This window comes from Vibrio hangzhouensis, from assembly GCF_900107935.1.
Lineage (GTDB): Bacteria > Pseudomonadota > Gammaproteobacteria > Enterobacterales > Vibrionaceae > Vibrio > Vibrio hangzhouensis.
The window spans coordinates 347,507-360,227 of record NZ_FNVG01000002.1 but is presented as its reverse complement, the minus strand read 5'-3'; the positions used below and the strand labels follow the sequence as shown (position 1 = coordinate 360,227).

The 12,721-nt window shown below is 47.4% G+C and carries 12 protein-coding genes; 7 read left to right on the top strand and 5 right to left on the bottom strand.

Features of this window, described 5'->3' with window-relative positions:
• Window positions 1–25 precede the first annotated feature (25 nt).
• Both C4S60_RS03460 and C4S60_RS03455 read right to left on the bottom strand, forming a co-directional pair.
• Window positions 26–1,048: a GGDEF domain-containing protein gene (locus C4S60_RS03460; RefSeq protein WP_103878928.1), complete on the bottom strand. Its 1,023-nt coding sequence runs from the start codon at window positions 1,046–1,048 to the stop codon at window positions 26–28.
• Between the two features lie 229 nt (window positions 1,049–1,277).
• Complete coding sequence (locus C4S60_RS03455) at window positions 1,278–2,519, bottom strand: NADH:ubiquinone reductase (Na(+)-transporting) subunit B (RefSeq protein ID WP_103878927.1); 1,242 nt, start codon at window positions 2,517–2,519, stop codon at window positions 1,278–1,280.
• Window positions 2,520–2,649: 130 nt separating this feature from the next.
• Here C4S60_RS03455 and C4S60_RS03450 point away from each other — a divergent pair, with 130 nt between their 5' ends.
• The 3 genes from C4S60_RS03450 to C4S60_RS03440 are packed head-to-tail and all read left to right on the top strand — an operon-like array spanning window position 2,650 to window position 6,280.
• Window positions 2,650–3,987 carry a DASH family cryptochrome gene (locus C4S60_RS03450; RefSeq protein WP_103878926.1) on the top strand — a complete coding sequence of 446 codons (1,338 nt, stop codon included), beginning with the start codon at window positions 2,650–2,652 and terminating at the stop codon, window positions 3,985–3,987.
• A 9-nt stretch (window positions 3,988–3,996) separates the two neighbouring features.
• Complete coding sequence (locus C4S60_RS03445; protein WP_103878925.1) at window positions 3,997–5,547, top strand: cryptochrome/photolyase family protein; 1,551 nt, start codon at window positions 3,997–3,999, stop codon at window positions 5,545–5,547.
• Window positions 5,548–5,554: 7 nt separating this feature from the next.
• A complete protein-coding gene (locus C4S60_RS03440; RefSeq protein WP_103878924.1) occupies window positions 5,555–6,280 on the top strand; it encodes an SDR family NAD(P)-dependent oxidoreductase in 726 nt (241 codons plus the stop codon).
• Here C4S60_RS03440 and C4S60_RS03435 read toward each other — a convergent pair.
• Window positions 6,267–6,419, bottom strand: a complete 153-nt coding sequence (locus tag C4S60_RS03435) for a DUF2256 domain-containing protein (protein ID WP_425275104.1) — start codon at window positions 6,417–6,419, stop codon at window positions 6,267–6,269. The genes C4S60_RS03440 and C4S60_RS03435 overlap by 14 nt on opposite strands.
• A gap of 139 nt (window positions 6,420–6,558) precedes the next feature.
• On the opposite strand from C4S60_RS03435, the gene C4S60_RS03430 reads away from it, so the two are divergent.
• The 3 genes from C4S60_RS03430 to C4S60_RS03420 are packed head-to-tail and all read left to right on the top strand — an operon-like array spanning window position 6,559 to window position 8,217.
• Window positions 6,559–7,359, top strand: a complete 801-nt coding sequence (locus C4S60_RS03430) for a PhzF family phenazine biosynthesis protein (protein WP_103878923.1) — start codon at window positions 6,559–6,561, stop codon at window positions 7,357–7,359.
• Window positions 7,360–7,402: 43 nt separating this feature from the next.
• Window positions 7,403–7,984: an HD domain-containing protein gene (locus C4S60_RS03425; protein WP_103878985.1), complete on the top strand. Its 582-nt coding sequence runs from the start codon at window positions 7,403–7,405 to the stop codon at window positions 7,982–7,984.
• Window positions 7,981–8,217 (top strand): GNAT family N-acetyltransferase, encoded by a 237-nt coding sequence (locus C4S60_RS03420; RefSeq protein WP_103878922.1) that lies wholly within the window; start codon window positions 7,981–7,983, stop codon window positions 8,215–8,217. Before C4S60_RS03425 ends, C4S60_RS03420 begins: the two co-directional genes overlap by 4 nt.
• 255 nt (window positions 8,218–8,472) lie before the next feature.
• On the opposite strand, the gene C4S60_RS03415 is transcribed toward C4S60_RS03420, so the two are convergent.
• Window positions 8,473–10,308 (bottom strand): heparin lyase I family protein, encoded by a 1,836-nt coding sequence (locus C4S60_RS03415; protein ID WP_103878921.1) that lies wholly within the window; start codon window positions 10,306–10,308, stop codon window positions 8,473–8,475.
• Between the two features lie 536 nt (window positions 10,309–10,844).
• Here C4S60_RS03415 and C4S60_RS03410 point away from each other — a divergent pair.
• Window positions 10,845–11,627, top strand: a complete 783-nt coding sequence (locus tag C4S60_RS03410; protein WP_103878920.1) for an alpha/beta fold hydrolase — start codon at window positions 10,845–10,847, stop codon at window positions 11,625–11,627.
• A 269-nt stretch (window positions 11,628–11,896) separates the two neighbouring features.
• Here C4S60_RS03410 and C4S60_RS03405 read toward each other — a convergent pair whose 3' ends face one another.
• Window positions 11,897–12,652 carry a hypothetical protein gene (locus C4S60_RS03405; RefSeq protein WP_103878919.1) on the bottom strand — a complete coding sequence of 252 codons (756 nt, stop codon included), beginning with the start codon at window positions 12,650–12,652 and terminating at the stop codon, window positions 11,897–11,899.
• Window positions 12,653–12,721: the final 69 nt, after the last annotated feature.

Below are 12,721 nucleotides of genomic sequence, written 5' to 3'. Positions count from 1 at the left end.
AGAGATAGAAGCTCAACGGTATAAGTTAGAATGGCATTACGCGGTTACGACCACTTCGTTTCGCGTCATACAACTGTTGGTCTGCGCGATCGACCAGAGAAGTATAGGAATCACCGGTGACAAACTCTGCGACACCGAACGACGCGGTGATGTTGCCTACCGTTGTGCCGTTTTTACGATCCTTAATGGTCATTTTCTCTATGGTCAGACGCAGTGCATCGGCCATTTGTCGCGCCACTCGTAGGGACTTGTTTGGAACAATCAGTGCAAACTCTTCACCACCGAATCGGTAGGCGGTAATGCCTCCGCGGCACGCTTGTTTTAATCGCTGTGAAATGCCTTTGAGTATGGTGTCACCAAACAGGTGTCCCAGCTCATCATTGAATTTCTTAAAGTGATCGATATCAAGCAGGATTAAACTCATTGGCTGCTTGGCGTCACAGAACATTGTCATGTCGGCATCAAAGGCGCCTCGATTATAGAGCGATGTCAGGCTATCAAACATGGCATTGCATTGCACTTTGGCAAGTTGCGCTTTCAGTCGGGTGATTTCGTCGCTGGCATTTTGCAGCTGACCGTGGATGAAGTCGGTGGAGTGGCGGATGTCACTCGCTTCATCGACAAGTCGTTTGATCATTGGCATTACATCGTCAAGGGTTGGGTTGCGTTCGGAACCCAGGCTGGACGACAGTCCATCAAAGCTCTGTTCGAGTACTTTTGAAAATTGAGAGGTGTCCGATATGGCATCGGTCATAGAGCTGGAAACTTCGGTAACGAGGGCTTCCATATTGTGTTTTAGTTCGTGCAAGCTTACTTCAGCCTTGCCCGCAATGTGGTTGCGGTACAGGGTGTTAATATTGACGGGAGGCAAAATGTCGAAGTCTTTTAATATCGCATCAACTTCGGCATTCAACTCTGGAATAGTTTGATCAACATAGGTGTACCACAAGGCGTAGTTGGCCGGAGTCGCGGGTACATGATGCTTCACCATCAAGGGCACTGCTTTTTTTAAGTTTGCCGCCGATTTTTGAAAATCGCTTCTCTTCATGATCTCACTATTGTCCTTGGCTCATTCTGATTTTCTTGGGTAGAGCTTGTAGTTATGCAGACTCTTCTGGTCTGTTATTAATAACTACAATTATCCAACGAGTTCAGTAGTTTGTCACTTTCGAAAGTTCAGATTTTGAAAATACACTCAAAATAAATAGTGATTCTGCTTCAAAATTATCGCACTTTATAAAACCATATGACTATTATATGAATTATGTTTCACTACTTTATTTCACTATTCGGCGCCCTCTTCGCTTAACCATCGATTCTTTAACGATATGGTCAAAAAGCGGTGCAAACAAATTAGCAAACAGAATGGCCAGCATGATGCCTTCCGGATAGGCGGGGTTGAGGACTCGAATGCCAATCGTCATTAAGCCAATTAGAATCCCGTAAGCCCATTTTCCGGTATCTGTGAAAGCTGCTGATACCGGGTCGGTAGCCATAAAGAAGGTACCAAAAGCGACGCCGCCAATGACAAAATGCCACCAGACAGGCATGGAGAACATCGGATTACTGTCAGAGCCAATAAGATTAAACAGTGTCGCGGCGAAAGTGAGTCCGAGCAAAACACCTACAACAATACGCCATGAGGCGATGCCGATGGCGATCAGAAAGATGCCCGCTAGTGCAATGAGCAGGGTGGAGACCTCACCCATGGAACCAGGGATATTACCTAAAAAAGCATCCCCCCAAGTAATGGTCTCGCCGGTCGTATTACTGACTAAATTGCTGATGCCGCCTTCATACCATTGGCTAAGCGGGGTCGCACCGGAGTAGCCATCCGCGGCCACCCAAACGGCTCCGCCGGACATATGCGCTGGATAGGCGAAATAGAGGAAGGCCCGGCCAGCCAGAGCGGGGTTAAGAAAATTACGGCCTGTCCCGCCAAACACTTCCTTAGCCACCACAATGCCAAAGGTAATGCCCAATGCGGCCTGCCATAACGGAATGGTTGGAGGGAGAATCAGCGAAAACAGAATTGAGCTGACGAAAAAGCCCTCGTTAACTTCGTGTTTGCGAACAATGGAAAACAGGACCTCCCAGAACCCACCAACAACGAACACCGTGACGTACACTGGAAGGAAGTAGCAAGCACCATAAAGCATCTTGCTGAGCCAAGTGGCGCTATTTAAGTCATTCAGACCGGAAAATGCCAGAGCCAAACGCCAGTTGTCGTTCATGAGTTGCGTGACTTCCGGAATAGAATAATTGGCCATGAGTGCCAATGTGGCTTGATTACCAATATTGTACATCCCCCAAAACATCGCTGGAAACACGGCGAGCCAAACCATAATCATGATGCGCTTTAAGTCGATACTGTCTCTAATGTGAGTGCGTCCATGAGTTACATGGCCGGGCGTGTAAAACAGCGTGGCCACCGCTTCGTATAGCGGATAGAAAGTTTGATATTTGCCCCCTGCTTCAAAATGGGGAGCCAGTTTATCCAGATTCTTTTTGAGCGACATATTGTGACCCTCTTTTTAGCTGACTCTTTTCCTACGAGGCGGGCTCTCAGAATGACCACTCTTTGACTAAGCTATTGAAGTATGAACTGCGTATTAATTATGTGGCCGCGCACAGAAGAGTGGAGAAATCATGTCGGTGAAAAGAGGGTTGTATTGGTTTTACAATGATTTGCGTCTACACGACAACGCATTATTGCGTTGCGCCAGTGTCGAGATGGAAGCTCTTCATTGTTTTTATTTTGCAGAGCTAAAAACATTATTTGATCGCCGATTCTTACCGATAGAAATTGATGATGATGCCAGGCAAGAGTTCAGAATGCAGGCTGTGGGAGAACTGAACCAGTCACTTTGGCAACTCGGCCAGACATTACACCAAGTCTCGGTCAACAGCATAGATGAAGCGGTGAATGCCTTGTCTGAGATGGTCAACTATTACGCGGCGACGGACCTGTACATCAGTTTCAGTTCCAGTTGGTACGTAGAATATGTCGTCAGGCAAACGCAGGTAAAGCACCCACGCCTGCACTTACATCGTTGCAACAACGGTACTTTGTTTCAACGTGATGATTTACCTTTCCTCGTTAACGCACTGCCGTCGAGCTTCTCTGGTTTTAGAAAGAAAATGGAGAAGGTCGACATCCCTTCCGTAGCGGAAACAACAACCCAACTGCCGCCGCCAATGAACACCCGCGACGCGCTTCCTCTGGCCTATGGGACCGCTGAGTCGACTCTTGCCCTTGAGGGGATTCGAGGGGGGGAACTGGCAGGACTTCGTCATGTTCGCCATTACTTTGCCACCGATGCCGCACTGAGTTACAAATTGACGCGCAACCGACTGGACGACTGGACAGCTTCAACCAAGTTTTCACTGTGGCTTGCCAACGGAAATGTATCGCCGAAAACCATTGTCCAACAGTTGCGTAAATTTGAACGTAAAAACGGTGCCAACGAGTCGACCTACTGGATTCTGTTCGAGTTACTGTGGCGGGAATACTTTTATTGGTACGGCTGCAAATACGGAGCCCGATTGTTTGCTTTCAAAGGGATCAAAGATACACCACCGTTGACGACCTTCTACGCCTCTCGATTTCGCCAATGGGTCGAGGGGAAGACGCCCTATCCGGTCGTTAATGCGTGCATGAACCAATTGAAGCGCACGGGCTATATGTCCAATCGTGGACGACAACTTGTCGCAAGTTGTTTTGTGCATGAACTCGGTCTCGACTGGCGTTTTGGTGCATGCTACTTCCAGCATATGTTGATTGATTATGATGTCGGCTCCAATTGGGGCAACTGGCAGTACCTGGCGGGAGTTGGTGCTGATCCCAGAGGGCATCGTCAGTTTGATCTTAGTAAGCAGACCCAACTCTATGATCCTGAGGGTATTTTTGTTCGTAAATGGAAGGGAAACGCCGACTCAGCGTCGTTGGACACTGTGGATATGGTGGATTGGCCAATTCAGGATTAGGAGACAGAAATGGGATACCGCCGACTTCGACTCATTTTGGGTGACCAGCTGAATGAACAACATTCGTGGTTTACTGTAAGTAATGACGACACCCTGTATGTGATTGCCGAATTAAAGCAGGAGTCTGAATATGTTACCCATCACGTTCAAAAGCTAGTGGCTTTTTTTCTGGCGATGGAGAGCTTTGCCAAGACGCTTCGGCAACAAGGCCATGAGGTGCTTCTCCTTACTCTCGACGATACCCAAAATTACACATCACTGACTGAACTGCTTAGAGCTTTGTGTCAGCAGTATGGGGTGACACATTTCGAATTTCAGCGTCCGGACGAGTTTCGCCTGGTGGTACAACTGCAGGCGCTAGACTTGGTTGGGGTCTGCGTCTCCATGGCAGAAACGGAACACTTTCTGTTGCCTTATGATGAAATTGAGCACCATTTCCCGCCGAGAAAAGCGATAGTGATGGATCACTTCTACCGCAAAATGCGCAAAAAGCACGGCATGTTAATGGAGAATGAAGTCAAACCCTTGGGAGGGAAGTGGAGTTATGATGCCGACAATCGCAAGAAACTCAAGAAAGAAGATATTGCACAGCTACCTTCGCCGCTGTTGTTCGCCAATCCCACCGAGCGAGTATTGGAACGTCTCAACGCACATGGCATCCCATCGATTGGCACTATTGGCCCTCACTTGCTCTGGCCCACAAGCAGGGCTCAATCGCTGACATTACTTGCTCACTTCTGCCAGGTTTGCCTGCCTTTGTTCGGTCGTTTTCAGGATGCAATGACAGACCAACATCAGAGTATGTGGAGCCTATATCACAGTAGGTTGTCTTTTTCGCTCAATTGCAAGATGTTGAGCCCATTAGAGGTGTTGTATGCCGCTATCGACAGTTACGCGAACTCGAAAGGGGAGATATCACTGGCTCAAATTGAGGGGTTCGTCAGACAAATTTTAGGATGGCGGGAATATGTAAGGGGTATGTACTGGAGCAACATGCCGGAATATAAAGAGCTTAACCGTCTTGATGCGAGCAGGGCTGTCCCGGAATTTTACTGGACGGGTAAGACCCAAATGCGTTGCATGAAACTGGCGATAACACAGTCATTGGAGTTTGCTTACGCGCATCATATTCAAAGGTTAATGGTGACGGGAAACTTTGCATTGTTGACAGGGTTGGATCCGGACCAGGTAGAACGATGGTATCTGGGGATCTATATCGATGCGATTGAGTGGGTTGAGCTGCCCAATACGCGGGGCATGGCACTTTACGCCGATGGCGGTTTGATTGCGACTAAACCTTATGGTTCCAGTGGTGGTTACATTAACAAAATGAGCGATTACTGCAGCGGTTGCTTTTACAATGTCAAAGAGCGCGCTGGTAAGCAAGCTTGCCCCTTCAATGGATTCTACTGGCGCTTTATGCACCAACATCGAGAGCGATTGGTGAACAACCCACGAACGGCCATGATATACCGAACCTGGGATCGAATGGCACCCGATGTACAAGACGAGCATCTGGCTACCGCTGAAATGAATCTGGCAAGAATAAACCAGTTGTGAGGCGACCATGGCACCAACAACGATAGTTCTGGTGGGAGGCAGTGGTGGCATTGGTGCTGCACTTTGCCGTCATATCCTAGACCACAGCGTGGCCAGCATCATTGCCACCTATCATCGAGAGACTGTGCCCATGATTCACCCCAGACTGGAATGGGTCAAGATGGATGTAACCAGAGAGCAGGATTATTGCCTTTTATTGCAGCTTATTGATGCTAAATACGGCGGAGTAGATTGGGTGATAAACTGCGTTGGTGCGCTTGATCTCGGTAGCAACACACCCGAAAAAAGTCTGAGGTCAGTGGATGCGAGCAATGTTTTGAACAGTATCCAACTTAATACAATACCAACACTGTTGTTGGCTAAATATTTTCAATCAACGCTCAGGAATTCTGCTGCACCTCGTTTTGTCACACTTTCTGCCAGGGTGGGCAGCATCGGTGATAATCAACTCGGTGGGTGGTACAGCTATCGTTGCTCCAAAGCAGCACTGAATATGGCGCTTAAAAACATCAGCATAGAGTGGGGGCGGCTGATGCCGCGATCGTGTACTGTGGCATTACACCCAGGGACAACGGACACGACGTTATCTCAACCGTTCCAGACCAATGTTCCTTGTGAACAACTCTTCTCTCCTTCAAAAACCGCCAGACTGTTGTTTGAGGTGATTCAATCCCTCACCCCCGAAGACAATGGGCACTTTCTAGCCTACGACCGTTCGGTTATTGACTGGTAGAGGCCGGCGACCTTCTGGATGCACAACGTTTAGAGCAATAGACAACCTCATTCCAGTTGTGGCGCCACTTCTTGCGCCAAGTGAAAGGTCTCTGACAGACAGGGCAGTGTTTTTGGGGTAAGTGTCGCTTCTGATGCATACACAATGTCCAATAAATTCTTATAGTTGAGAACCTGTACGATAAACAGAGATACGAGATCATCATCCACAGAATTTAAACTGTACTCGCGCTGACATTATCTATCCTTTAAAGTAGTAGCGGATTACAAGGAGTTGTCATGCAGTTAGATATTTATCAGGTTAATGCATTCACCAGCGAGCCGTTCAAGGGGAACCCGGCTGGAGTCTGCATTACTCAAGATCCGTTACCCGCTTCATTAATGCTTTCGATTGCCAAGGAAATGGCGATTTCCGAAACCGCATTTTTGTCCCTTACTGATAACCGACTTCGTTGGTTTACCCCGCAGGTTGAAGTGGCGCTCTGTGGGCACGGTACTCTGGCAACCGTCAAAGTGATGGATGAAATGGGATTGCTGGATGCCGATGGCCAGTGCCGTTTTCATACTTTGTCGGGTGAGCTTCACGCGACCAAAGTTGGTGAACGCATTTCATTGGACTTTCCTCTTTACCCAGCCAACGAGAGCGCACGCAAGTCGAAGGAAATACTCGCTGCCCTTGGGTTGAAAGAAGACGACATCGACTATTGGGGGGAGTTTGAAGGGGGAAAAGATCTGCTGGTGGTAAAAAGTGAGGAGCGCTTGCATCACCTGACTCCAAACTTTCATGCTTTGATTCAATGTGATGGTCGAGCCATGGCGTTGACCGCACGTTCTGACCGAAGCGACGTCGATTTTATTGTTCGCTATTTCGCACCTTGGGTTGGGGTAAACGAGGATCCGGTGACGGGCTCTGCTTACTGTGCCTTGGCACCTTATTGGGCCGAGAAATTAGGTAAGTGTTCGCTTGTGGGTTATCAGGATTCAGAGCGGGGCGGTTATGTCGGTATGATGTTAAAGCAAGACAGAATTGAATTGTGTGGTCAGGCCGTCACGCTGATAAAAGGTACCATCAGTGTTTGATACGCAATGGACTCCCTCATTCCTTAATTTTATCCAACAGGAAATGAAAACCGACGCCGCACACGATCTTAACCACGTTGTGCGAGTGGTAAAGTGTGCAGAAGCATTGGCATTGGATGAGTGCGCCAATTTGGCGGTCGTGATGCCTGCTGCATATTTGCATGACTGCTTTACCTTTCCCAAAAGTCATCCAGAGCGTTCAAGTAGTTCACACATTGCCGCAGAGAAAGCGTGTCAATTCCTGACCAAGGTAAATTATCCATCTGAGCATCTGCAAGCGATACATCATGCGATCGTTGCCCACAGTTATTCTGCCAATGTCACGCCTGAGACTCTGGAAGCGAAAATCGTGCAAGATGCCGATCGGTTGGATGCTTTGGGGGCGATAGGGGTCACTCGTTGTATACAGGTGGCAACCAGTTTAGATCGTCAGTTATATGCAGAGTGTGACCCATTCTGTGTGTATCGAGAACCTGACGACTCTCAGTTCACGCTGGATCATTTTTATACAAAGTTGTTTTCCATAGCCGATACCATGCAGACGGAGGCAGGGAAGCAGGAGGCACAGCAGCGAGTGGCGTTTATGAAACAATATTTGAATCAACTAGGACGGGAAATAGCATGATTGAACATCAACCTGACAGAAAACGCTTTGTGGCTTCAGGCCTAGGACCCGAAAGTGTGTTGGAATATCGTCAAACGGATGATCACATCAACTTCACGCGTACTTATGTTCCAGACGCGTTGCGCGGACAAGGTATCGCCAAACAACTGGTAGAAGCAGGGCTGAACTGGGCAAAGGAGCAGGGATATACCATTGAGGCTGATTGTTGGTATGTGGCTAAGTTTTTAGATTAATAGGGTTTTTAATTCATTCCGTTATGGGCGTTTTGTTGCGGTCTTTCAGAGCGTTCACTTACCTAAATCGCTGTCATCCTCTCAAAAGTGAGGGTCTCCCAAAGCGCGTATTTAACTGAAATTAAACGACTAAGTCACGTAAATCAGCTTTAAGGCGCGCAGTATGAGACCCTCTTTTCAAGGCGTTGACGGGATTTTTCACTCTCCCGTATGTAACAGCTTGCTCCCCTTACTTTTTATATCCAGTCACTACGGCTAGCGGTTTGGATCGAATGGGTAAGGGTCAAGACCGTTACTCACCCCATCTTCATCGCTGTCGTTGTAAATGCCATCGACGGGTGCCTGTCCCCATTCATCCAGCGAACGGTTGATGGCTTTGGACACCGAGACATTGTCAAAGTAGAGGGTTTTGGGGCTTCGAATCTCAGTGTACATACCGATCTTGGTGTAACCATCATTACCGATTAACAGTGTGGGGCCGCTTCTGTCGAGTTTGAGTTCACCATTGACCCACACTTTTACCTGACCGTCTTCATTAAGCGATTTTTTAAAATAGATTCGAATGTCAGTCCAGGTATCTTGCGGTGCAACACCCAAATCTACCACTGGATAGTTTGGCGCATGGTAGGTGAGTTTGAACTGACCGTCATTGCTCAAGCGAACGGCGGCATGTGGGCCAGAACTGAATGACTTCCATTGCGTTACAATCACCGAGTATTTGGTGATGGTTTGCCATGATTCATCAGGACGAATACTGGCACTAAAATAGAAATCATCACCTGGCGAATAGCGATAAACGCTGCTCATAAAGGCTGTTTCACTTCTGTATGCCGGTGGTTCACCATAAAACTTCATCACGTGATGACCTGTTCTCGCCCATGGCACATTCTCGACTTCATAGAAGTGATAACTCGTCGGTTCTTGGGTTAGTGAGTTGTAACTGCTCGAAAAAGATGGGGTCAACTCGCCCGGTAGTCCGGAATCACTCTGGCCGTTTTCCCAACCGGCGGTATAGACAGGTGCGGCATTTTCGATCGGTGTGGTTCTGTTTATCTGAACATCTACCCATGTGGACTCGGATACATTGAAGCCATCATCAACCTGATAACTGAAACTGTCCAGCCCCACAAATCCGCTATTGGGCGTATATAGGACTTTTCCTGCTGAGATCGCGACAGAGCCATACTGTGGCTGCCCTGTGAAAATGATGTCGAGAGGATCGTTTTCCGGGTCAACATCATTGCTGAGTACGTCGCAAAGTAACTGCTGGTCTTCGAAACCCGTACACGTGTCAGGTACAACGGACGTCACCACGTTCTCCCAACGTGTCGGATCTAACGGGTAGTCATCTTCTGTGTCAGGATAGCCATCATTATCGTCATCAGGATCTTGATTGTTGCCTACGCCGTCGCCATCGGTATCAACGGATTCCGTTGGGTCGTAAGGAAACGCATCCTCGGCATCGACCACACCATCACCATCGGAATCCTTAGAGAGCGGTGAGAGGTCGAACTGCAGTTTATCTACCCTCACTGAGCCATCAACAGAGCGCAGTGTGAACGTATGCTCCCCTTTGGTAAGGAAGAGTGTGCTAGGGGTGGTCTGTTCGAACTCCCTTGCGATTTGAGTGCTGGAGAGAAAAGGCAGGGTGACAACCACTTCTGCTCCCTTAAGCAATTCGATTGTTTTGGTAGTTGAAGCAGTAGACCCAAGCCAGGCTGAAAACTCGTAGTAGCCCTCTTCCGGGACCTGAACGGTATACTTCATCCATTCATCTCTGGAGAACCAGCCTACGTGAAACTGACCATCGTCATGATTGGAAAAATCGACGTATTCGTCACGATAGTTTTGACCACCACGATTTTCAGCTTCCTTATCAAAGTAGGCGATATTTTGCCCCCCTAAATCGAAGTCTTCGGCTTGAATGATCGTAGGTAAAATGTGAGCCGGGAGAGCAGACTTTGTCGCATCCCAGGGGTAGACATCCGTTTCATCAGGGACGCCGTCACCATCGGTGTCGGTGGTTGCCAGTACCGATGGACTGATTAATGTGGACCATATCAATAGTCCGGATAAGGATTTTGTAGTCATTTCGATTCCTTAGAGTCGCAGCAAGGGAGCCAATGAAGGTTGACTCCTGTAGATAGACGAACAGGTTTGAGCACGCACTGACAGCGCTCCTAGACACAATAGAAATTTTGAATCCTATATCAAACAAGTTTTATATTGACATTGTGAATGGATGAAGTCGTTAGTAAGAGGTTGTTTGACGAATTGAAGAATATTGAACTGTAATCCATGAAACAGCATCAAGATGACTAACGTGGATTACTTTTAGGTGGCAGGCAGTGAAATATTGAATGGTCTAATATGGCTTAATGCGTGGTAGGCCGCAAAACTTGCCATTATTATTGCAATCTTTGTCAGCTAAATGCTTTTAAACGTTTATAAAGTCAATATTCATGGCTATTTTATTGATTTTTATTAATAAAACTTCTAATGCCATACAAAGAAAAAACGACTGAACAAAAGTGAAGAAATGGAATGAAAGTCTTACACAGTTGATATAGAACTGGTCCGTTCAGTTTGATATTCTGTCATTAGTGATTGGGTACCGGAGAAGCAAAATGAAGTGGACGGCGATCCTTGGCCTCACGGCCGCTGTGGCGCTTTCTGGTTGCAGCAAACCAGATGCGGAAACGGTTGATAGAGAGCAAATTCAGCCTAAAGGGGAGCAAGTCGTGATTGTTCATGGACTGGCAAGAAGTGCCTGGTCCATGAAGAACATGTCGAAAGGCATTGAGGATCAGGGCTATCAGGTCTGCGTCGTAGACTACCCGACTTTGCGTCAGTCTATTGATCATACCCTGCATGAAAGTGCCAGAGAGTTGTCTCGCTGTATTACCGAGTTCGAAACCTCCGAAACTCAGATCACCAATCAGCCCAAAATTCACTTTGTAGGGCACTCTCTAGGGGGGTTGGTCATTCGTTCCTATCTGGCGCAGCACCCCGACTTGGTCGGTTCGCCTGAGATGGGGAAAGTGGTCTTTGTGGGCACCCCTAATCACGGCAGTGACGTGGCCGACTTCTTCTCCGACACCTGGATGTTGTCACTGGTGGGTGGGACGGCGGAATCACTGACCACTAACCCTAACTCATTCCCGAATAGCTTACCCTTGCCCAACTACGATTTCGGTGTCATCGCCGGTACCCAAACTTACCCTGTATTCAGCGGAATGTTTGCCAAAACAAATGATGGCCTGGTATCGGTAGAGTCGACTAAGCTCGAAGGTATGCGGGACTTTGTCGAAGTAGATATCAAACACGACCGACTGCGCCGCGACCCTTATGTAACGTCGTTGGTACTTAACTTTATTCAGACAGACAGATTTGAGCCAGAGTCGAAGTAGTCTAACGCGATGCTTCAAGATGGTTGTTCTCCCATTATCCAAAAATTGGTACTTTCGGGTGAGATTGATAACTCTGTTCTTACAGCAAGGTCAGCCATTGAAGCTCTGAGTGATATGCCAGTGTCATATTTTAAATCGGCTAGTAAGTCGTTTGCAGTAAAGGTTGGGCTACTGTCCCTGCGATGGGGGGAAGGACTTTGGGTGTAGTAGCCGCACTAACCTATTTACGAATCATGTTTTCCCCAATTTAAACATGGTTTGTTAGCGGTTCACAGTTGAACATGAAGAGGCGTTTTAAGTGTGAAATCCAATAATGTTCCCTGTTTGATCTCAATATCGTCTCCTTTGGTCAGTATAGATGATGCCAGACCCACTTTAGCTCCCGTCTTAGCACCATCACTGCCACCTGCTATGGCTCCAACTGCTGTTGTACGCCCAGTACGACCTGCACTGGATTTACCCGTGTTATCTCCCTCAGCAACAAGAGGGTAAGTGGCGATGTTCAACGGAGTACCATCAATGGCAATAGAGTGAAGCTCTAATGTCATGGATGCCGATCCTGCTACCCGGCCGGCGCTATCAAGTTGGCTTAACGAGCCATAAACGTTAGTACCGCTCTTGGCGACCAATTGACTGCCTGACATTAAGTTCGTTTCAAGGGTGCCCGTAAATCGTTGACCAGCTTTGTGATGACGCGTATTGATTGAATCACTCATTCGAATCATAAGAACGGTCCCTTCAGGAACGACAGCGACGTTGCTCTCGGAGTCTGTTTTCTGGCTGACATTTTGATCTGGTTCAGTGATGAGAGGTGAAGCCGTATTGCCAGCATCGATTCGGTCAATTTTGTCTAAAGGAATGGTTGTTTTAATACCATTCATGTCGACAACTAAGAATCCATCTGCTTTTTCTTTTATATCGCCAGAGAATTGCTGACCATTTTTTAAGTGAATGGTTGCAGCATTTGCAGAAAAGGACAAAACACTCAGCACTAAAGTAAGTGAAGTTATTTTTCTTAAAATCATAATATAGTTGCTCTCTATTTAATTGGTTTATCTATGGTAACTTTGACGTCTATTAAAATCTCCTAGTGT